The following is a 20,988-nucleotide window of genomic DNA, read 5'->3' on the forward strand; positions in this document are numbered from 1 at the left end:
CCGAGCGCGTGGTGACCCGGATCCCCAACCGTGGGGTGTTCGTCTCGCACCCGACCGCCGAGGACATCCGCGAGATCTACCGCCTCCGGCGCCTCGTGGAGCCCGCCGCGCTCCTGTGGGCCCCCAGCACCCCCTCAAGACTCTCGCTGACATCGTGCGCGCGGCCCGCGCGGCCGCCGCGGCCGGCGACGTTCCCGCGATGGCCGGGGCCAACCAGGACTTCCACCGGGCGCTCGTGGCGTCTGCCGGCAGCGAGCGGCTCGACGCGCTCATGGAGCAGGTGCTCGCCGAGATGCGCCTCGTGTTCGCCACGATGGGCGCGGACCCGAGGTTCCACGCCCCCTACGTCGAGGAGAACGCACGGATCCTGGAGCTGCTCGGGGCCGGGGAGAACGCGAAGGCCGCCGACGCGATGGCCGGGTACCTCGACCGCGCTGAGCAGCAACTCCTCGAGGCACTCGCCGCCCCCGCCGTCTAGGAGCCACCCCCCGGGGGTCAGCTCCCGAAGGTGCGTGACCATCTCCTGCCCTCAGCCGCATTTCCGTGGGAGATATACGCAGGAGATGCGGGCGGCGGCAGGAGATGCGGGTCCGGGCAGGAGCTGTGCACGTCGGAAGGCTCGCCTCCGCGGCACCGCGCACGACGGCGACCACTCGCCGTCGTGCGCCGGGTCGCCTCTCCGTGGCCCACCCCCGCCGCGCATGTCGGAAGCGCACCAACTTCAAGATTCAAGTCAGGGCGTGTCGGCTGATTTCGCGGCGTGTCGAGCCGCGCGGCCTCCGAAAGCTGGGGAAGTTGCCACGCGGGACCTGACCTCCATGAGGTGACTCCCAGGAGGCGACTCCCAGATGGACGCGCCTCCTGATTGTTCAACAAATACCTTGCATGATTGTTGAACAAACCGATATGCTCTAGGTCACAGCGCCACGTGGCGCGCCCATCACCACCTTTCGCAGGACCCGTGCACTCCCATCGGAACGGATCATCATGCTTGTACTCATCGGGGTACTCCTGGTCATCGTTGGCTTCGCCATCCGACTGAACCCCCTCGTCGTCGTCACCGTCTCCGGCATCGTCACCGCGCTGCTCGGCGGGCTGAACCCCCTGCAGATCCTCGACGCGTTCGGCTCCGGCTTCGCCAGCAGCCGCTCGGTGACCATCTTCGCGGCAGTGCTGCCCGTGATCGGCATCATCGAGTACTTCGGCCTCCAGGAGCAGGCCAAGAACCTCATCGGCAAGCTGGCGAAGCTCACCGCCGGCCGCGTGCTGCTCGCATACCTCGCGATCCGCCAGATCACGGCGGCCGTGGGCCTCACGAGCATCGGCGGCCACGCGCAGACCGTGCGCCCACTCGTCTTCCCGATGGCCGAGGGCGCGGCGATCCGCCGCTACGGCCACGTGCCCGAGAAGGTCAAGGAGAAGATCAAGGGCCACTCCGCCGGCGCGGACAACGTGGGCGTGTTCTTCGGCGAGGACGTGTTCGTGGCCGTCGGCTCGATCCTCCTCATCACAACATTCGTGGACACGACGTACCACCTCCACCTCGAGCCGCTCGAGCTCGCAGTCTGGGCGATCCCGACGGCGATCGCCGCCTTCCTCATCCACGGCTTCCGGCTCCTGCGCCTCGACAGGCAGCTCGACCGCGAATACGCGAACACGCCCGAGCCTGACGCGGACACCATGGCGAACGCGGACGACGTCGACCCCAACCTCGAGGTGTCCGCGAAGCCCTCCGCGGCAGCCAGGGCCGAGGCGGCCCGCGAGGACGCCGCCGCCCCGGACGTGGACCCCTCGTCCCTCGGGACTTCCCTCAACGCCGACCTGGGAGACTCCAAGTGATCAACGTCGAAGCCGTCTACTGGCTCATCGGGGCCCTGTTCATCGCCTGGGCGTCCCTCATCGCGCGGGACGAGAACCACCCACACCGCTGGGGCGCCTCCTCCTTCTGGGGCCTGCTCGGCCTGTGCTTCTTCTACGGCACCTGGGTCCAGGCCGGCACCGCGCCCGCGTGGGTCCTCGGAGTCGCGGTGCTGGTCCTCGTGGCCATCGCTGCCACCGGCCGGCTCAAGCACGGCACCGCGAAGACGTCCACCCCCGCCGAGCGCGAGGCGTTCGCCGGCACGTTCGGCAACAGGCTCTTCATCCCCGCGCTGGCCATCCCCGTGGTCACCGTCGTCCTCGTGTTGGCGGCCCCGGTCCTGACCATCGGCAAGACCCCGATCCTCGACCCCAAGAACACGACCCTCGTGGCACTCGCGATCGGCGCGGTCGTGGCGGCGGTGCTCGCCGTCGTGCTTCTGAAGCCGAAGAACAAGCTGACCCCGATCATCGAGAGCCGCCGCCTCCTCGAGTCGATCGGCTGGGCCGCGCTGCTGCCGCAGATGCTCTCGACGCTCGGCATCCTGTTCACGAAGGCCGGTGTCGGCACGGCGGTCGGCACGCTCGCCGAGACCGTGATGCCGAAGGGCTCGCTCCTCGCGGGTGTGATCGTGTACTGCGTGGGCATGTTCCTGTTCACGATCCTCATGGGCAACGGCTTCGCGGCGTTCCCGATCATGACCGCCGCCATCGGCTGGCCGGTCCTGGTCCAGGAGTTCCATGGCACGCCCGCGATCGTGTTTGCGATCGGTATGCTCGCCGGCTTCTGCGGCACCCTGTGCACCCCGATGGCGGCGAACTTCAACCTTGTCCCGTCCGCGCTCCTCGAGATGAGGAACAAGTACGGTGTCATCACCGCCCAGGTCGGGACCGCGGTCCCGCTGCTCGTGGTCAACACCGCGCTCATGTACTTCCTCGCGTTCCACTAGGAGTAGGACACCATGACCCCGAACGAGCTGTTCCCTGCCGCGGCGAGCCGCTGTGCCGCCGTCGTCCTCGACAACCTCGCCCGCCCCTACCCCTACGCCGCGCACCACGTGCGCCGGTCCGCGGAGGATACGGCCATGCCGCACGAGCTGCACCCCGCGTTCGGCACGTCCTTCGACTGGCATTCGTGCGTGCACATGCACTGGCTCGGCGTGAGCGTGCTGGACTCGGGCCGGCTCGACGCCGCCACCGCGGCCCAGCTGCGCGAGGCCCTCGGCGCGAACCTCACGGCCGAGAAGCTCGCCGTCGAGGCCGCCTACCTCGCGGCGAACCCGTCGTGGGAGCGGCCGTACGGGTGGGCCTGGCTGGTCCGGCTCGCGGCGGCGTGCTCCTCCTCGCGCGACTCCGGCCTGCGCGCCTGGGGCGCGACCCTCGCCGGGTGCGTGGACACGGTCGCGGGCCTCGTGACGGCGTGGCTGGACAAGGCCGAGTACCCGGTCCGCCACGGCCTGCACACCAACTCGGCGTTCGGGCTCGCGTGGATGGTGGACGCGTTCCGCGTGCTGCGCGAGGACGACGCCGCCGCCGCGTGCGAGGCCGCGGCCCGCCGCTGGTTCGCGGACGACGCCGGCTGGGCGACCGAATGGGAGCTCTCCGGGCAGGACTTCCTCTCGGCGGGCCTGTCCGAGGCCGACCTCATGGCCCGGGTCCTCCCCCGGGTCGAGTTCGCCGTCTGGCTGGACCGCTTCCTGCCGCGCCTCGATGCCGGCTCGCGGATGCTCGCCCCGGTGGGGGTCACCGACGAGACCGACGGCTACATGGTCCACCTCCACGGCCTCAACCTGACGCGCTCAGGCCAGCTCGCGCGCGTCGTCGCGGCGCTGCGGTTGGCGGCGGGCTCGGACGCGGCGGGGACGGCCTCGGCGGGGACGGCCTCGGCGGGGACGGACGACGGCGCCGGCTCGGCGCCCGCTCCCGGCTCGCCCGAGCCGGTCCTCGCCGCAGCGGTCAGGCCGCTGTTCGAGGCCGGGCTGAAGGGCCTCGACAGCGGGGACTTCATGTCAACGCACTGGCTCGCGAGCTTCGCATGGGACGCGGCCGGTTCGATCGCCGCGCTCGGGGCCGCCTAGCCCTGGACCGCGTGTCCCTGGAGCAGAGGTGAACCCCCAGACCGGCTGGTCTGGGGGTTCACCTCTGCACTGCCGTCCGCCCGAGAGCCTTCAGGCCGCGAGCCGATGGTCCCGGTGCTCGGCCTTCGTCTCGGCGAGTTCCTCCTTGGGCTTCATCAGCGCCATCACGACGACGAGAAGCCCAGAGAGCGCCACCAATTCGGATACCAGCGGAGCCGCGATCACCGCGGCACCCCAGTGCTCGAACACGTCCCAGACCATCATGGCGCCGAAGAACGCACCCGCAACCACGTTGGTCCAGCGGGCCACCGCGTCTGTGAGGACGAATGTCAGGAACGCCAAGGCCAAGGGAACGAGCACGAAGGCGGGCATCATCAGTGTCATCGGGCTGTCGACCGCCATCTCTGCGATCCGCCCGGTCCTCAGCTGATCGATCGATCCCGGCTCCATGAGCACCAGGAGGAACAGAAGGACCATGCCGACTGCGTAGAACACCCACAGCATGGCGATCCGGAGCTTCCACATCAACGACCGCATCGTCGCCACCTCCTTCAGTGGAAGGCCGCCCGCCCGGGCGGGCTCCCACTGTCAGGATGCTCTTTTTCTACATAGAGTAGAAGTGTCTAAGGTCCCTGCTCGGATCCCGTGGATCCGGCTCAAGGAGCTGAGGGCCGTTCGTCCCGAGCGAATCCCCGGGGAACAGTCCTAGCATGCGAGGGTGGGCAGGTCCCAGACGAACGGCGGGCGCGGCCCTCGCGCCAGCACCCCAGCGGCGGCCGGCGAGGCGACGCGGCGGCACCCGCGCGACATGGTGAGGGTACTCGGCGTGCGGAACTTCGCCTTCTTCTGGACGGGCCAGCTCGTGTCGGGGACCGGGACGTGGATGCAGACCGTCGCCATGGCCTGGCTCGTGCTCCAGATCAGCCACTCCCCCGGGATCCTGGGAACCGTGACGATGCTGCAGTTCCTGCCGATGATGCTGTTCACGCTGCCGGCGGGCGTCGTGGCCGATCGGGTCCCGAAGCGCAGGCTCCTGATCGCCGCGCAGAGCCTCGCGGCACTCCAGGCACTGGTGCTCGGCGTCCTCACCCTGCTCGGGACCCCGCAGATCTGGGAACTTGCCGTCCTGGCCTTCGTTCTGGGGCTCTCCAACGCGTTCAACAACCCCGCGCAGCAGGCGTTCCTCCCCGAACTCGTGGGGCACGATCTCCTGCCCGACGCTGTGGTGCTGAACAGCCTCCAGTTCAACGGAACCCGCATGATCGGGTTCGCCCTGGGCGGCCTCGCGCTCGCGCAGTTCTCGGCGGCGGCCGTGTTCTTCGCCAATGCGGCGAGCTTTGCCGCGTCGCTGGCAGCGCTTCTGCTCATGCGCCGCGCGGACCTCAACCGGCCCGTCGGGCAGCGCCCCGGGCAGCACGCCCTCGGGGAGGGTCTGGCCTACGCTTACCGCACGCCCGCGGTGGTGTTCGTCCTCGCCTCCCTGGCGGTCGTCGGGACCTTCGGCTTCCACTGGCCGGTGGCGGCGCCCCTCATGGCCCAGGACCTTCTCCACGTGGGGGCGATCGGCTTCGGCGCTCTCATGGGGGCGTTCGGCGCGGGCTCGCTCATCGCGGGGGCGGGGCTCATGGCCACCGGACCCGGCGGACGACGCCGCATGGTTGCCGCCGCGGGAATCCTCGCCGTCGTCCTGATCGCCTTGGGCATCTCACGGTCGTATCCCGCAAGCCTCGCTCTCATGACGGTCGCGGGCATCGCCGGCACGGTGTACACGACCACGGCGAACAGCTCGCTGCAGGCGGTGGTGCCCGATCGGCTGCGCGGGCGCGTCATGAGCCTCTTCGTGCTGCTCATGGCCGGCACGACCCCGGTGGGTGCCACTCTGCTGGGCTGGGGTGCCGACGCCTTCGGGATCTCGGCCACCACGATCGCCTTCGGCGCCGTCACGGCTGCCGGGCTTGCCGTCCTCGTGCTCCACCACCGGGCGGCGTCCCGGGGCACTCAACCGCCGGCCCCCTGACCTCCCCCGGGATTCTGAGAGTCACCTCCCGGAGGGCACCTCCCGAGGGTCGGCGCCGCGCCGCGTTCTGGCGCGAAGGTTCGTGCGTGGCCGGTGGTTGCGCCGTGTGTGTGCGGGATGGATGCTGGGGGTGTCCGTCGCGGTCGACCCCGAACCTTCTGTGGTGCCGGTGAGCCTGTCCTCCAGCATGGTGGCGGAGGGCCTCCGCGGGAACCGTGGATTGGTGCCTTTGAGCCCGAGCGTCAGACTTCCGAATCTCTCCTGCCCTCCCCGCGGCGGACGCCATTCCGATCGGAAAGGAGCCAGGCGATGGAACTCCTCCATCCCAGGTGCGCGGGAATCGACATCTCCAAGCGGGACGCGAAGGTCTGCGTCCGCATCGCCGGGACGGGCCGCGCCAAGGCCGTCGAGACGGTCACGACATGGTCCTCCATGACCGGTCAGATCCTGGCCCTGCGCGAACACCTCGCCCAGCAGCAGGTCACGTGCGTGGTCATGGAGGCCACCAGCGACTACTGGAAGCCGTTCTACTACCTCCTCGAGGACCTGCCCGGGGTCGAGGTCATGCTGGTCAACGCCCGGCAGGTGAAGAACGTCCCGGGAAGGAAGACCGACGTGGCCGACGCGACCTGGCTGGCCCAGCTCGGCGCGCACGGGCTCGTGCGGGCCTCGCTCGTCCCCCCGGCCCCGATCCGCCAGCTGCGCGACCTGACCCGGACCCGCACCGCGATCACCCGCGACCGGGCCCGGGAGGCCCAGCGACTGGAGAAGCTCCTGGAGGACGCCGGGATCAAGCTCTCCTCCGTCGCCACGGACATCCTCGGGGTCTCCGGGCGGGCCATGCTCGAGGCCCTGATCACCGGCAACACCGACCCCGGGGCCATGGCGGAGCTGGCCAGGACCAGCCTCAGGCCCAAGATCCCAGCCCTGACCGAGGCCCTGACCGGCCGGTTCACCGCCCACCACGCCTTCCTGGCCCGGATCCACCTGGACCTGATCGACCAGCACACCGCCGCGATCGAGACCCTCACCGCCCAGATCGAGGCACTCATGGAGCCCTTTCGCGGCTTCCACGACCTGATCACCACCATCCCGGGGATCAGCACCACGATCGCCGACGTCATCGTCGCCGAGACCGGCGCGGACATGTCCCGCTTCCCCACCGCCGAGCACCTGGCCTCCTGGGCCGGCACCGCCCCGGGGAACAACGAATCCGCCGGCAGGGTCAAGTCCTCCCGCACCCGCCCCGGCAACCCCTACCTCCTGGGAGCCCTGGGCATCTTCGCCATGGTCTGCGCGAACCACCCCGGCACCTACCTCCACGCCAAATACCGCCGCATCGCCGCCCGCCGCGGCCCGATGAGGGCCATCGTCGCACTCGAGCACACGCTCCTGGTCACAATCTGGCACATGGGCACCACCGGCACCCTCTACCAGGACCCCGGCCCCGACTACTACACCCGCAACCACCCCGACCGCGCCAAGAACCGCGCCATCCACCAGCTACAGGCCCTCGGATACAACGTCACCCTCGACCACGCCTCATAACCCAACGAGCACACCCCACCGGAACCTTCGCGTCAGAAGGTGACCCCCGGAAGGTGACTCCCAGACGGGCTGGGGGCTGCGGCTATGGCGAGGTCTTGAGGACCATCGCCGAGCCACCGCCTCGTCTCACGGGCTCGGCGGCGGCGAGCATCTGGCCGTTGGGCAGGAACTCGATGGCGGTCTCGGCGCCGATCTCGGCCGCCGAGGTGAACGCGTCGCCGGAGGGCTTCAGCACGTAGCCGTAGGGCGAAAGGCCCGTGCCGTACTTGTCGATGAACCCGGGCTCGGCCGTCACGTACGCCTTTCCGGAGGAGTCCGCGAAGTTGCGGTCGGAGGCCCGCGGGGCCGCAAGGGCTTCCGGTGTGGTCATCCCCAGATCGACGCGGTTGACGATCGTCTGCAGCACGGTAGTGATGATCGTCGACCCGCCCGGCGAGCCGAGGGCGAGCCACGGCTTGCCCTCCTTGAGGATGATGGTCGGCGACATCGAGGACCGCGGCCGCTTGCCCGGCTCGATACGGTTCGGGTCGCTCGCGCTCCACACCGCGGAGAAGTCCGTGAGCTCGTTGTTCAGCAGGAATCCGCGTCCCGGGACCACCATGCCGGAGCCGCCGGTCTGCTCGATCGTGAGCGTGTACTCGACCACGTTGCCCCACTTGTCCGCAACGCTGAGGTTGGTCGTCGAGATGTTCTCGGTGTCCTTCTTCTCCGCGAGCGGGGCAGCGGATGCCGGGCACACGCCGTCGTAATTCGTGACGTCACCGGCGGGGTACGGGGTCGCAGCCGCGTGCAGCGGGTCGATCAGGCACGCGCGCTCCTTGCCGAAGACCGGGTCGAGGAGGGCGTTCTGGGGCACGTTGACGAAGTCCGGGTCCCCCACATACTTCCCCCGGTCCGCGAACGCGAGCGCGCTGGCCGAGAGGTAGTGGTGGAGTGCGTCCGGCACCGTCATCGAGGACAGGTTGAACGGCTCGAGGATGTTCAGCGCCTCGCCGATGGTCGTCCCGCCGGAGCTCGACGGCGCCTTGCCGTACACGTCGTAGCCGCGGTAGTTCACGTGCGTCGGAGCCTGGTCGAGCGCGGTGTAGGCGGCGAGGTCCGCCGTTGTCATGCTCCCTGCGGGCACGGGCAGCGTGGTGGTCGCCGTCTTGGGCGGGTTCTGCACGGTCGCGGCGATCTCCGAGGCGAGCTGGCCGGAGTAGAAGCCCGCCGGGCCCTCCTTGGAGAGCATCCGGTAGGTCGCTGCGAGGTCGTGGTTCTGGAAGATGCTCCCGACCTTGGGAGCGTCGCCGCCGGGGAGGAAGAGGTTGCTGGTGGCGGGGAACGCCTCGAAGCGCGCCTTGTTGTCGAGGGTCTGCTGCCGGAACGTCTCGTCCACCACGAACCCGCGGTCCGCGACCTTCGTCGCGGGCCTGAGCGCCTCGCCCAGGCTGAGCGTGCCCCAGCGGTCCAGGGCCCGCTGCCACGTGGCGAGCGTCCCCGGGACGCCGACGGACACGCCGGAGGTGACGAGCTCGGGAGTGAAGTTGTAGGGCTTGCCCGTGGCGGGATCGATGAATGCGTCGTGCTTGATGCCCGCCGGCGCGGTCTCACGGCCGTCGATCGTGGAGACCTTGCCGCTCTTCGCGTCGTAGTACACGAAGTACCCGCCGCCGCCCACCCCGGCGCTGTACGGCTCGGTGACGCCGAGGGTCGCGGCGGCGGCCACCGCGGCGTCGACGGCGTTGCCGCCCTTGCGGAGCACCTCGAGCGCGGCGGCCGAGGCCTCCGGGTCCACGGTGCTCACGGCGCCGCCGTACCCCGTCGCGGTCGGGGTCTTGTCGACAGCGCGGGGATCGGCGGACACGGGGCCGGCCGCCACCGCTCCCCCGGCGAAGGCCAAGGCCAGGGCCGCCCCCGCGGCAACCACCCGGCGTCGTGCGTCTAGCCATTGCGAGTGAAACATAGAACCTCCCGAGACTCACAGGTGCGGCCCACGCTAGAGTCACCCTCCGACAATCGAACAGGCCGGGCTGAACCTCCGTGCGCCATTCTTCGTTGTCTCTCTAGGGAGAGGGTGGAATCCATGGATCTCGACGAAATTTCTGTCACAACCCTTGACGAACGTGTCACCACGTTCGGAGAGTGGGCGGGGAAGGTCCGCCTCGTGGTCAATGTGGCAAGCAGGTGCGGCCTCGCGCCGCAGTACAAGGCGCTCGAGGAACTCCAGGAGACGTACGGCCCGCGCGGCTTCACCGTCCTGGCCTTCCCGAGCAACCAGTTCCTCCAGGAGTACCGGGACGCGGACCGCATCGCCGAATACTGCTCAACGACCTGGGGCATCACGTTCCCCGTGATGGCCAAGGTATGGGTCAACGGCCGCGGCGCGCACCCGCTCTACCGCGAGCTGACCAAGACCGCGGACGCCTCGGGCAAGGCCGGCCGCATCCAGTGGAACTTCGAGAAGTTCCTCGTCATGCCAGACAGCGCCGTGCACCGCTTCCGCCCCCATACCCTCCCGGACGACCCCGCGATCGTGGCGCTCATCGAGAGCGCGCTGACCGGGGTGCGCTGAGATCTCGTTCACGGGGACACGCACGTGTACCGGCGCGAGGACGGGAGATGGCGGATCGTGCACCGCCACGCCGACCGGCCGCCCGCCCCCGACGCCGCCCCCTAGCCCGTTCGCCCCTGCGCCCCCACGACTGCGCGCGACTATACGACGTCGATGAGCACCTTGCCCACGGTGCCGGCCTCGACAGCGTCGTGCGCCGCCGCCGTTCTGGCGAGCGGGAAGCGCGTGAGCGGCAGGCCGTGCTCCTCGCCCACCCGCAGCGCGCCGTCGGCGAGGGCCGCGCCGACGGCGGCGACGGCGTCGTGCTTCTCGGCGTCCGTGACGGTGTAGGTGAGGAGGAACTGGAGCCGGATGTTGAGGCCCATGGCGGCGCGAACGGGGAACGCGATGGTCTCGTCGCCGGTGCCGGCGTAGATCGAGATGGTCCCGCCGCGCGCCACGGCCTTGAGGTCCGTGCCGATGTTCGCCGCGGCGTTGACGTCCACGATCACGTCCGCGCCGCGCGGGGCAACCCGCCGCACCTCGGCGGCGACGTCCTGCTCCCGGTAGTTGACAACGACGCCGGCACCCGCCGCGCGCGCGAGCGCAGCCTTCGCGCTGCTGCTCACCGTCGCGACGACTTGGGCGCCGGCCCAGCGGGCCAGCTGGATCGCGGCGTGGCCCACGGCGCCGGCGCCGCCCGTGACCAGGACCGTCTTGCCGGCGAGCGCGCCGGGGGCGAGGCGGGCCGGGCCGTGGTCGCTCGCGGTGAGGGCGCGGTGGGCCGTGAGGGCGGGGATGCCGAGCGACGCGCCGGTCTCGAACGACTCGCCGTCCGGGAGCGGCTGGGCCTTCTCTGCGGGGATGATGACGTATTCCTGGGCCGTCCCCTCGGTGCCGCCGAACGCGACGTCCCAGAGCCAGACCTGCTGCCCCGGTTCGAGGCCCGCCACCCCCGGCCCGACGGCGTCGACCGTTCCGGCCCCGTCCTGCCCGGGCACGTGCCAGCCCTCGAGCGCGCCAGGGTACGTGCCGCCGGCCCGGGCCTTCCAGTCCGTGGGGTTGACGCCGGCCACCGCGATGCGCACCCGGACCTGACCCTCGCCGGGCTCGGCGAGCTCGCGATCCTTCAGCGTCAGGACCGAGGACGGGCCCGTCTCGTGGTATTGGATCGCGCGGTAGGTGGAGGGGGCGCTGGGGGCGGCAGAGGTGCTGGAGGTGTCAGCCATGCACCCATCCTCCCCCACGCCTGGAGGTCACGTCGTGAAGGGCACCCCCTGGGGCCAGCTTCTGAGAGTCACACCCCGGAAGTCAGGTCCCGCTGGTGGCGGGCTCTCGCACGACGCCAGCCACTCGCCGTCGTGCGCTTCTCACCCGCGTGCCCCACACGACCCACGGGACACGACCCCCGGGATGTGCCCTCCAGAAGGTGACTCCCAGACGGACGGGCGCCGAGTCGGGAGTCAGTCCTGGAAGTACTCGATCTTCGCGCCGATCGAGTTGAGCCGCTCGGCAAGGTCCTGGTATCCGCGCTCGATCACGTAGATGTTGCGCAGCTCGCTCGTGCCGCGCGCTGCGAGCATGGCCAGCAGGATGCATGCCGCGGGGCGAAGAGCCGGCGGGCACCCCACCTCGGCCGCGCGCCACTTGGTGGGCCCGTTGACGTAGATGCGGTGCGGATCGAGGAGCTGCACGTTCGCGCCGAGCCTGTTGAGCTCCGTGAGGTAGATGGCGCGGTTCTCGTAGACCCAGTCATGGATCATCGTCTGCCCGGTGGCGTTCGCGGCGATGACCGCGAAGAACGGCAGGTTGTCGATGTTCAGGCCAGGGAAGGGCATGGGGTGGATCTTGTCCGCCGGGGCGTGCAGCTCGGACGGGACCACGGTCACGTCCACGAGACGGGTCTGGCCATTGCGGGCGGTGTACTCGCTGGAGACCTCGAGCTGCTGCCCCATCGTGGCGAGTGTCGCGAGCTCAATCTCCATGAACTCGATCGGCACGCGGCGCACCGTGATCTGCGAGTTCGTGACGATCCCGGCGGTGATGAGGCTCATCGCCTCGATCGGGTCCTCGCTGGGCCAGTAGTCGATGTCGACGTCGATGCGCGCCTTGCCGCGGATGCGCAGCGTGGTGGTCCCGACCCCGTCGATCTGCACCCCGAGGCCCTCGAGGTAGAAGCACAGGTCCTGGACCATGTAGTTCGGGGACGCGTTGCGGATCACGGTGACGCCCTCGCGGTGGGCTGCAGCCATGATCGCGTTCTCGGTGACCGTGTCGCCGCGCTCGGTCAGGACGAAGGAGCGGTCCGCGACGTCGGCCTCGGGGGCGCGGACGGTGTAGAAGCCGGCGGTGGCCTCCACCTCGAGGCCGAACTGCCGAAGGGCCTGCATGTGCGGATCGACGGTGCGGGTGCCGAGATCGCAGCCGCCGGCGTACGGGAGGCGGTACTCGTCGCGCTCGTCGAGGAGCGGGCCGAGGAGCATGATGACGCTGCGGGTGCGGCGGGCGGCCTCGACGTCCATCGAGTCCAGGTCCAGGGCGGCGGGGCGGCGGATCTGCAGATCGCGGGGCTGCTCGCCGTGCTCGGCCGGGAGCCACGTGCACTCGACGCCGATCGAGGTCAGGACCTCGACGATCCGGTTGACCTCCTCGATGCGCGCGAGCCGCCGCAGCGTGGTGGTGCCGCGGTTGAGCAGGGACGCGCACAGGAGCGCGACGCCGGCGTTCTTGGACGTGTTGACGTCCACGGACCCCGAGAGCCGGTGCCCGCCCTCGACCCGCAGATGGGTCATCTTGGGGGCGCCGATGTTGACGATCCGCTGGCCGAGGATGTCCTCGATCCGCTGGATCATCTTGAGGCTGAGGTTCTGCTTGCCCTGTTCCATGCGCGCGACGGCGCTCTGGCTGGTTCCCAGCTCGGAGGCGAGCTGGCCCTGGGTCCAGCCCCGATGGGAGCGGACCTCGCGCAGGAGGACGCCGACGGTTTCAGCAGTCTGTTGTGCCATAGGCACGAAAATATCACAGATGCTATAAGCGACTCGAATTCAAGCGCTTACATACCCGTCGCCGCCGGACCGACCGGCCGGTAACCCAAGACTCATGAGATAACCCTGTGGCTACTGGGACATGACGGACAGAACGTTCCCGGCAGGATCCTTGAACCAAGCAATGCCCATCCCGCTCTCCGGGTCCCGCAGCACGCCGTTCTCGTCGACCGGCATCTCGGGTGTGGCGGGATACTTCTCGAGACTGACCCCGAGCTCTGCAAGCTGCGCGATCCCGGCGTCGAGGTCATCCACCTGGAAGTTGAGCACGGTGAACGTCGCGGGCTCGTGGTTCGGCTTCGGGTACGCGTAGACCCTCTGGCCGCCGGGCAGGGTGATGTTCAGCCCGCCCATCTGGTCCGCGACCTGGAAGCCCAGGGTGCCGCCGTAGAAGGCGCGGGCCTTCTCCACGTCGTCGACGCTGAAGCTGGAGAACGAGGCGGTCGGCTGGAACATGATGTCTCCTTGGGTGGCGGGGCTCCTCCCACACCACACGATCCCACGCCCGCGCGCCCCGGCACCAGCCCCGGCACAAGGCGAGAGCCCCGCACCGCGCTAGCCCCAGACGACGTTCCAGGTCCCGGCCACGACGGCAGCGCCCACCGCGAGCGCCGCAACGCCCGCCCCGACCACGACAACCCAGGCATCGAGGCGCGAGAAGCTCGATTCGCGGGCCCACGTCCGCGGGGCCGGGCGCCCGTCCACCATGCCGCCGAACCCGCGGGCCTCCATCGCCACGGCGAGGCGGGTGGCCCGGCGGATCGCCTGCACCAGCAGCGCGAACGCCTGCCCGAGGAACGCGCGGAACCGGTCCACGGGGCTATGCCCGCTCCCCACCCCCCGGGCCCGCCGCGCGAGCCCGAGAGTGCGCCACTCCTCGACGAGCAGCCCCACGAGCCTCATGCCCGCGAGCGCGCCGAGCACGAACCGGCTCGGCAGCCGCAGCTTCTGCGCGAGCCCGTCGGCGAGGTCGGTGGGATCAGTGGAGAAGAGGAGGAACACGCCCGGCAGGGCGATCGCGAGACCGCGCAGCCCAATCGCGACCCCGGCGAGAACAGAGTGCTCCGTGAACGTCACCGGCCCGATCTGCAGCCAGACAGGACCCGTCTTGGCGCCCAGGAGCGCGGTCGAGTAGGCCGCGAGGGCAGCGGCCGCGATGAGGGGCCACGTGCGCCTCACGAGCGTGCTCGGCCGGACGCCGAGCAGCGGCACGAGCGCAAGCTCGCACACAAGCGCCACGGAAGCGGACACCCAGTCCACGCTGAACAGGAGCGCGATCGTGATGCACAGACCTGCGGCGAGCTTCGCCACGGGGTTGGCGCGCGCGAGCGGCGAGTTCGCGACGTCGGGCGTCAGGATGCCTGCGGCGCCCGCGCTGCCTGCAGTTCCGGTGCTCACGCGGCGGCCCCCACGAGCGCGGCGCGGCCGGAGTCCACTCGGTAGACGGAATCGGCAAGGGCCGTGGTGAAGTCCTCGTCGTGGGTCACTGCGAGCAGAGACGTGCCTGAGTCGAGGAGCTCGGCGAGGAGCTTGACGAGCTCCGCCCACGTCAGGGCGTCCTGGCCGAACGTGGGCTCGTCGAGCATGAGGATGCTCGGACCCGTGGCCAGCATCGTCGCGACCGAGAGCCGGCGCTTCTCCCCGCCAGAGAGCGTGAACGGGTTGGCGCCGGCGAGCCGGGACAGCCGCAGCCGCTCGAGCAGGGGGTCGACGGCGGCACGCACCTCCGTCTCCCCCATCCGGGCGACGCGGCGGGGGCCGAACTCGAGCTCGTCGATCACGCGCGGGGTGAGGAACTGGTGCTCGGGCTCCTGGAACACGCTGCCGATCCGCGTCACGAGCTCGCTCGAGCGCCACCGGTGCGGGCTCGGCCCGGCCCCGCGCGCGAGCGGCGCAAGCGCCTCGAGCCGACCTCCCACCTTCGGCAGCAGGCCCGCGAGGGTGAGCGCGAGCGTGGACTTCCCGGCGCCGTTCGGTCCGGTGACGCTCACGGCGCGGCCCGCGCCGAGGGCCAGATCGATGCCGGCCACCACCGGCGGCTGCTTCCTGGAGCGGCCGACGGCGAGCGCTCCGGCGGCGAGGAGCTCCCCGGCGGCGCCCCCGGCACGGGACGCCCGAGGCCCCGGACGCAGCGGACGCGCGGGCGCCTCCCCGGTGAGCGGGTGCCAGCCCGGGACCCAGACGCCTGAGGCGGCCAGCCGGCGTCGTGCGTCGGGGTCGGCGAGGACAGCGCCGGGTGCGCCGTCGGCCGCGACTCCCCCGGCCGCGTCGAGCACCACGACCCGGTCCACGAGCTCGGCCCAGACCGAGACGCGGTGCTCGACGACCACGAGGGTCGCGCCGGTGCGGTCGAGGCTGCGGCGCACGGCCTCGCGGACCTCCGTGACGCCGGCCGGGTCGAGGTTGGCGGTGGGCTCGTCGAGGAGCACGAGGCCGGGCTCCATCGCGAGGATCCCCGCGAGCGCGAGGCGCTGCTTCTGGCCGCCGGAGAGGGCAGAGGTGGGGTGGTCGAGGGGGACTGCGAGGCCCACGTCGTCGAGGGCGCGGTGCACGCGCGGCCAGATGTCATCGCGGGGGACGGCGAGGTTCTCGCAGCCGAAGGCGACCTCGTCGCCCACGCGGGCCATCGCGATCTGCCCGTCCGGGTCCTGCAGGACGAGCCCGGCGCGGCCGCGCGCCTGGGGTGCGGGGACGCCGTCGACCGTGAGGGCGCCGCGCTCCTCGCCCTCCTCCGCCGCGCCGAGGACCCCGGCGAGGGCGTGGAGGAGCGTTGACTTGCCCGCGCCGGACGCGCCGAGCAGCAGGACGCGCTCGCCCGGGGCGATGTCCAGGTCCACGCCGCAGACGGCGAACGCCTTCCGGCCCGCGTGGCGCCAGCCCCAGCCGCGGGCGCTGACGGCCGCGGGCCGGCCCGCTCCTGCGGGGCCCCTGCTCCCCGGCCGCATCTCAGACGTCCGCGGCGCGGCCGGCCGCGAAGGCCGAGAGGGCGCCCGTCTTCGCCAGCCCCTTGACGGCGAGCCAGCTCAGCAGGCCCGCAATGACCGTGCCCGAGATGACCGCGAGGACCACGTACACGGCCTGCCATCCGGCCTCCCACTCGGGGAAGTAGATGATGACCTCGGAGACGCCCAGCGCGAGGCCCGAGAGCGCCCCGGCCAGGAGCGCGACGCCCAGGTTCCAGCGACGGTAGCGGAACGCGGCGAATGCGAGCTCCGCGCCGGCGCCCTGCACGAGGCCCGAGAGCAGCACGGCGAGGCCGAACTGTGAGCCCAGCAGAGCCTCGACCACGGCGGCGAGGATCTCGCAGAACAGCGCGGCGCCCGGCTTGCGGATGATCAGTCCTCCGAGGACCCCGGCGATGACCCAGCCGCCCGCGTACAGGCCGCCGAGCGGGGCAAACGCGGCTGTGGCCGCCTGCACCCCGACGTAGCCCTGGTCCCAGAGCCAGAAGATGACGCCGCACGCCACGGAGACGACTGCGGCGACGACGATGTCGACCACCCGCCAGCTGTACTTGGCCGGCGCGGTGGACCCAGAAGTGGTGGTTCCAGACATTGGTGTGTCCTCCTGTGTTCAGGAGGGGAGGGCAGCCGCGACTGCCTTGAGAACTCGACTCCCTTCGCCGGTACTAGCCGGAGCAGGTTCGAGGGTCTGCGGTAGCCCGCACTCTCAGCGCCCTATGCTCCGCAGCCGCCTGATGGCGGTGTGGGGCGACGCTCCCCTGTCGTTTGGTCCCATCAGTCTAGCGCGGCACGTTAGGCTGGCCACCATGAGCATCCTCATCAAGCTCCTCGGCACGGCAATCAGCATCGGTGCGGGCATCGTCGCCACCAAGCTCGTGGACTTCGCCTGGGAGAAGAGCACCGGGAACAAGCCCCCGAAGGACGCGACGAATCTCGAGGAGAGCCTGCGGGACACGCTCGTGTTCGCCCTCGTCTCGGCGGGCGTCGGTGCCGTGATCCAGACCTTCACCCAGCGCTACACGCAGCGGGCCATCGCGAACTTCAAGAAGACGCCTGAGCTCACCTGACCCCCGCCCCCGGGTCTGGGGGTCGCCTTCCGGGGGTCACCGTCTGGGGTCCCCTTCCGGGGGTCAGTTGATGTGGGTGCTGCGCTTGTCCCCAGCTTTAGTCTTCAACTCACGGCGTGTCGCACGATCGTGTCCGCGTGTCCCGCCCGCGCCCACTCCAAAGCCGGGGAGCTCCCCAACGACGGGAGTTGACCGTCAGGACGTGACTCCCAGAAGGTGCCTCCCAGAATTCGGGCACGAGGCACGCCCAGGTGACGTCCGCGCACGCGGGTGACATCCGCGCACGACGCCGCCACTCGCCGTCGTGCGCCAAGCGCGCCTCCCGCGTCGCCCACACATCCGTTGCCCACGTGGGAAATTCCCCAGCTTTAGGCATCAAGTCACGGCGTGTCGGCAGGTTCCTCGGCGTGTCGTCACGGGCGTCATCCGAAAGCCGGGGAATACGGCACCCCTGACCCGCGGGAGGTGCCCCGCAGGACCTGACCCCCAGCATGGGGGCGCCGCCTGCGGGGCGCACCGTGGTGCGCGAAGGTTCGTGCGTGGCCGGTGGTTGCGCCGTGTGTGTGCGGGATGGATGCTGGGGGTGTCCGTCGCGGTCGACCCCGAACCTTCTGTGGTGCCGGTGAGCCTGTCCTCCAGCATGGTGGCGGAGGGCCTCCGCGGGAACCGTGGATTGGTGCCTTTGAGCCCGAGCGTCAGACTTCCGAATCTCTCCTGCCCTCCCCGCGAGGGTGTCAGATGGTTTGTGTGAGGGCGGTGTCCCTGACAGAAAGCCGAGACACTGATGAGCATGGTCAGCAAGGAAGAGCGGCAGGAGCGCCGCAGGGCCCAGCGTGAGGGCGTGGAAGCGCTCGAGGCGTCGGGGGCGCTGGATGAGCTGTACTCGATGATCGATGCCGGGCAGGTCCAGCTCGAGGGCAGGGACGGGCTGATCCAGCAGCTGATCAAGGCCGGCCTCGAGCGCGGGATGCAGGCCGAGCTGTCGGACCACCTCGGGTACGAGAAGGGCGACCCGGACGCGGCGCTGTTCCCGAACTCGCGCAACGGCTCGTTCCCGAAGACTGTCGGCACGATCGCCGGGGACGTGGAGCTCGCGGTCCCGCGGGACCGGGACGGGACCTTCACACCGATGCTCGTGCCCAAGGGCGCCCGGCGCCTGTCCGGGCTCGATGACATGATCATCTCCCTGTACGCGGGCGGGATGACGGTGCGCGACATCGAGCATCACCTCGTCTCCACGGTCGGCACCGAGGTCAGCCGCGAGACGATCTCCAAGGTCACCGACGAGGTCCTGGACGAGGTCCTGGCCTGGCAGCGCCGGCCGCTGGAGTCCTTCTACCCGGTCATCTACCTGGACGCGATCGTGGTCAAGGTCCGCGACGGGGCGCACGTGCGCAACAAGGCCGCGCACATCGCGGTCGGGGTGGACATGGACGGGATCAAGCACGTGCTCGGGATCTGGGTCCAGGCCGCCGAGGGCGCGAAGTTCTGGGCCGGGGTATGCGCCGAGCTGGCCAACCGCGGCGTCCGGGACGTACTCATCGTCTGCTGCGACGGGCTCACCGGCTTCCCCGAGGCGATCGAGGCAACCTGGCCCGAGTCGCTGGTGCAGACCTCATCTGTCCACAATGGCGGTGGCCGAACCGTTCGGCCAGCCACCTGCGCCGTGGCGGTCAGAACCCTTGCAGACGCGTCGCCCTCGAGGCCCACATGCAGACCCGTTCGGCCGCCGCGGGGCAGAATCGTGAATCAGCCAGCGGGAGATGCGACGCCGGTGCGGCGATCGCCGAGATGAGGTCCTGACGCGAGGCTGCCGCGCATCCCCGGCACAGGTGGGTTCAGTCCGAGAGGAAGGACCTGCGGTATGACAAGTACTGAACTGGCTACCGCTGCCGGGACCCCCGAGGTGTTCGCCGGCGTGGACTGGGGCGGTGCGTTCCACCAGCTCTGCCTCGTCGACTCGACCGGGGCCACGCTGCTGCAGAAGCGCTTCCCGCACACCGTCGAAGGCCTTGCCGGGCTGTGCGCCGCCCTTGCCGCGGTCGCTGGCGTGGTCCGGGTCGCCATCGAACGCGCCGAAGGGCTCCTGGTCGAGCGGCTGCTCGAGCTGGCCGTGGAGGTCTACTGCATCTCCCCGAAGGTCTCCGCCCGGTCCCGGGAGCGCTACCGGATGGCCGCGAAGAAGTCCGACGCGTTCGACGCCTTCGTCCTGGCCGACAGCCTCCGCCACGAACACACCCATTGGCGCCCGATCCGACCCGCGTCCCAGACCCTGATGCGCCTGCGCGCCGTGATCCGCGACCGCGAGCGGCTCGTGTGGCGCCAGCGCGACCTGGAGAACCAGCTCCGGGCGGTGATGGAGTCCTACAACCCTGCGGTCCTGCACCTGTTCTCCAGCCTCGACCGGGACATCTCCCTGCAGTTCATCAGGCGCTACCCACAGCCCGCCCAGGCCGCCCGCGTCGGGGTCAAGCGCATGGACGCCTTCATCACCGCCCACGGCTACTCCGGGCGCACCAGCGCCGAGACCCTCGTGGAACGCCTCCGCCCCACCTGCTCGCCGCGGGCGAGGGCACCAGCGCCGGCCGGGCGTTCACCGCAGTGCGGATGGCCGAGGAGCTCTCCCTGCTCAACGGGCACCTGCGCGAATACGACACCGAGATCCGGGCACTGCTCGCCGCCCACCCCGACACCCGGATCTTCACCGCCTTCCCCGGCGTCGGCCCCGTCACCGCCGCGACCCTCCTGGCAGGGATGGGCGAGGACCGCGACCGGTACCCCTCCGCGGCGTCGCTGCTGGCCGAGACCGGGCTCGCTCCCGTCACCCGCGCCTCCGGGCGCACCCGCCAGGTCCGCTTCCGCTACGCGGCGAACAAGCGCATGCGCCACGCGATCGACTGGTGGGCCTTCGTCGCCGTCCGCGAGGACCCCCACTTCACCGGCGAGCACTACCGAAGGGCCCGGGCCGCAGGCCAAGGCCACCACCGCGCACTGCGCGGCGTCGCAGCCCGCTGGGTCCGCATCCTCTGGCGCTGCTGGCACGACCGCACCGAATACGACCCGGCCCTGCACCCCCTACGCCGGCAGGCCCTCGAAGCCGCCGACCACGCCCAGGACACCGGCCCCATCCCCCAGCGCACCGCAGAGGAACACCTGGCACTGCCCGCCGCGAGCTGAGCCCACGCACACCCCCAGCGGACGGGAAGCCCCCGCCCGCCGATCAGCCCTGCCCCCCGCGACCCCCATCCGGACCCCAGGGGTTGACAGCGGGAGTCTGCGTGGTGCACCTGATCCGGGCCTCGATGCGGTTCGTGGCCTACGGCCAGCGCAAGGCCGTCGCCGCGGCCCTCAAGACGGTCTATCAGGCCCCGAACGAGGCCGCCGCGAAGGCGGCCCTTGAGGAGTTCGCGGCCTCCGAGCTGGGGAAGAAGAACCCCAACACGGTCCGGGCGTTCCAGGACGCCTGGGAGCGGTTCATCCCGTTCCTGGCGTTCCCGCCGATGCTGCGCCGGGTCATCTACACCACCAACGCGATCGAGTCGCTGAACTACCAGCTGCGCAAGGTCATCAAGAACCGCGGCCACTTCCCCTCCGACGACGCGGTCGTGAAGCTGCTCTGGCTCGCGATCTGCAACATCGAGGACAAGCGCGCCCGCCAACGGGCCAAGGAGCGCGGACTGCCCGCACACCGGCGCAAGGCCGACGGGCGCCTCGTCCAAGGCCAGGTCACCACGAACTGGAAGCAGGCCCTGGCCCAGCTCGCCCTGGCCTACCCCGAACGCATCAACCCCTACCTCTGAACCAAACCGGAGACCGACCACTCACACAAACAACTTGACACGCTCCTCCCCGCGGCGGACGCCATTCCGATCGGAAAGGAG

17 protein-coding genes, 3 pseudogenes and 1 riboswitch are annotated in these 20,988 nt (G+C 70.6%); of the genes and pseudogenes, 12 read left to right on the forward strand and 8 right to left on the reverse strand.

Annotation, left to right across the window (positions count from 1 at the left end):
• Window positions 1-115 precede the first annotated feature (115 nt).
• The 4 genes from SCMU_RS17610 to SCMU_RS17625 all read left to right on the forward strand — a co-directional run bounded on the left by SCMU_RS17610 (window position 116) and on the right by SCMU_RS17625 (window position 3,935).
• Window positions 116-478, forward strand: a complete 363-nt coding sequence (locus SCMU_RS17610; protein ID WP_229230391.1) for an FCD domain-containing protein — start codon at window positions 116-118, stop codon at window positions 476-478.
• A gap of 509 nt (window positions 479-987) precedes the next feature.
• Entirely contained in the window at window positions 988-1,839 is an 852-nt protein-coding gene (locus SCMU_RS17615) for a DUF969 domain-containing protein (RefSeq protein WP_229230392.1), read from the forward strand.
• On the forward strand, window positions 1,836-2,807 hold the full coding sequence (locus tag SCMU_RS17620; protein ID WP_229230393.1) for a DUF979 domain-containing protein: 972 nt from the start codon (window positions 1,836-1,838) through the stop codon (window positions 2,805-2,807). Before SCMU_RS17615 ends, SCMU_RS17620 begins: the two co-directional genes overlap by 4 nt.
• Before the next feature lie 12 nt (window positions 2,808-2,819).
• A complete protein-coding gene (locus tag SCMU_RS17625; protein ID WP_229230394.1) occupies window positions 2,820-3,935 on the forward strand; it encodes a DUF2891 family protein in 1,116 nt (371 codons plus the stop codon).
• A 90-nt stretch (window positions 3,936-4,025) separates the two neighbouring features.
• On the opposite strand, the gene SCMU_RS17630 is transcribed toward SCMU_RS17625, so the two are convergent.
• The gene (locus SCMU_RS17630) at window positions 4,026-4,481 is read right to left on the reverse strand and encodes a hypothetical protein (RefSeq protein ID WP_229230395.1); all 456 of its coding nucleotides are present in this window, start codon (window positions 4,479-4,481) and stop codon (window positions 4,026-4,028) included.
• A gap of 172 nt (window positions 4,482-4,653) precedes the next feature.
• Between SCMU_RS17630 and SCMU_RS17635 the strand changes: the two genes are divergently transcribed.
• Together SCMU_RS17635 and SCMU_RS17640 are read left to right on the forward strand one after the other, a co-directional pair.
• Window positions 4,654-5,952 (forward strand): MFS transporter, encoded by a 1,299-nt coding sequence (locus tag SCMU_RS17635; protein WP_229230396.1) that lies wholly within the window; start codon window positions 4,654-4,656, stop codon window positions 5,950-5,952.
• 309 nt (window positions 5,953-6,261) lie between these two features.
• A complete protein-coding gene (locus SCMU_RS17640) occupies window positions 6,262-7,500 on the forward strand; it encodes an IS110 family RNA-guided transposase (RefSeq protein WP_229229915.1) in 1,239 nt (412 codons plus the stop codon).
• Between the two features lie 82 nt (window positions 7,501-7,582).
• Here the strand turns inward: SCMU_RS17640 and ggt are convergent, their stop codons facing one another.
• Window positions 7,583-9,445, reverse strand: coding sequence for a gamma-glutamyltransferase (ggt, locus tag SCMU_RS17645; RefSeq protein ID WP_443020172.1), 1,863 nt, complete (start codon window positions 9,443-9,445; stop codon window positions 7,583-7,585).
• Window positions 9,446-9,565: 120 nt separating this feature from the next.
• On the opposite strand from ggt, the gene SCMU_RS17650 reads away from it, so the two are divergent.
• Window positions 9,566-10,054, forward strand: a complete 489-nt coding sequence (locus SCMU_RS17650; protein WP_229230398.1) for a glutathione peroxidase — start codon at window positions 9,566-9,568, stop codon at window positions 10,052-10,054.
• Window positions 10,055-10,194: 140 nt separating this feature from the next.
• Here SCMU_RS17650 and SCMU_RS17655 read toward each other — a convergent pair whose 3' ends face one another.
• The 6 genes from SCMU_RS17655 to SCMU_RS17680 all read right to left on the reverse strand — a co-directional run bounded on the left by SCMU_RS17655 (window position 10,195) and on the right by SCMU_RS17680 (window position 16,632).
• Entirely contained in the window at window positions 10,195-11,262 is a 1,068-nt protein-coding gene (locus SCMU_RS17655) for an NADPH:quinone reductase (protein ID WP_229230399.1), read from the reverse strand.
• Between the two features lie 234 nt (window positions 11,263-11,496).
• Window positions 11,497-13,038 (reverse strand): UDP-N-acetylglucosamine 1-carboxyvinyltransferase, encoded by a 1,542-nt coding sequence (locus SCMU_RS17660; RefSeq protein ID WP_229230400.1) that lies wholly within the window; start codon window positions 13,036-13,038, stop codon window positions 11,497-11,499.
• Window positions 13,039-13,149: 111 nt separating this feature from the next.
• Window positions 13,150-13,533 carry a VOC family protein gene (locus tag SCMU_RS17665; protein WP_229230401.1) on the reverse strand — a complete coding sequence of 128 codons (384 nt, stop codon included), beginning with the start codon at window positions 13,531-13,533 and terminating at the stop codon, window positions 13,150-13,152.
• A 99-nt stretch (window positions 13,534-13,632) separates the two neighbouring features.
• Window positions 13,633-14,436, reverse strand: coding sequence for an energy-coupling factor transporter transmembrane component T family protein (locus tag SCMU_RS17670; protein ID WP_443020344.1), 804 nt, complete (start codon window positions 14,434-14,436; stop codon window positions 13,633-13,635).
• Between the two features lie 35 nt (window positions 14,437-14,471).
• Window positions 14,472-16,022 carry an ABC transporter ATP-binding protein gene (locus SCMU_RS17675; RefSeq protein WP_229230403.1) on the reverse strand — a complete coding sequence of 517 codons (1,551 nt, stop codon included), beginning with the start codon at window positions 16,020-16,022 and terminating at the stop codon, window positions 14,472-14,474.
• 1 nt (window position 16,023) lies between these two features.
• Window positions 16,024-16,632 (reverse strand): ECF transporter S component, encoded by a 609-nt coding sequence (locus SCMU_RS17680; protein ID WP_229230404.1) that lies wholly within the window; start codon window positions 16,630-16,632, stop codon window positions 16,024-16,026.
• Window positions 16,633-16,674: 42 nt separating this feature from the next.
• Window positions 16,675-16,810, reverse strand: a riboswitch (TPP riboswitch).
• Between the two features lie 36 nt (window positions 16,811-16,846).
• Here SCMU_RS17680 and SCMU_RS17685 point away from each other — a divergent pair.
• From SCMU_RS17685 to SCMU_RS17705, 5 genes and pseudogenes are all read left to right on the forward strand, one after another.
• Window positions 16,847-17,107 carry a DUF4235 domain-containing protein gene (locus tag SCMU_RS17685; RefSeq protein WP_229230405.1) on the forward strand — a complete coding sequence of 87 codons (261 nt, stop codon included), beginning with the start codon at window positions 16,847-16,849 and terminating at the stop codon, window positions 17,105-17,107.
• A 784-nt stretch (window positions 17,108-17,891) separates the two neighbouring features.
• Window positions 17,892-18,734: pseudogene (locus tag SCMU_RS17690) on the forward strand (IS256 family transposase); the annotation flags it as partial.
• A 237-nt stretch (window positions 18,735-18,971) separates the two neighbouring features.
• Window positions 18,972-19,421, forward strand: a pseudogene (locus SCMU_RS17695) (IS110 family transposase); the annotation flags it as partial.
• A 293-nt stretch (window positions 19,422-19,714) separates the two neighbouring features.
• The gene (locus SCMU_RS17700; protein WP_229230406.1) at window positions 19,715-20,284 is read left to right on the forward strand and encodes a transposase; all 570 of its coding nucleotides are present in this window, start codon (window positions 19,715-19,717) and stop codon (window positions 20,282-20,284) included.
• 86 nt (window positions 20,285-20,370) lie between these two features.
• Window positions 20,371-20,907, forward strand: a pseudogene (locus SCMU_RS17705) (transposase); the annotation flags it as partial.
• Window positions 20,908-20,988: the final 81 nt, after the last annotated feature.

The sequence above is a fragment of the Sinomonas cyclohexanicum genome, assembly GCF_020886775.1.
Taxonomy (GTDB): domain Bacteria; phylum Actinomycetota; class Actinomycetes; order Actinomycetales; family Micrococcaceae; genus Sinomonas; species Sinomonas cyclohexanicum.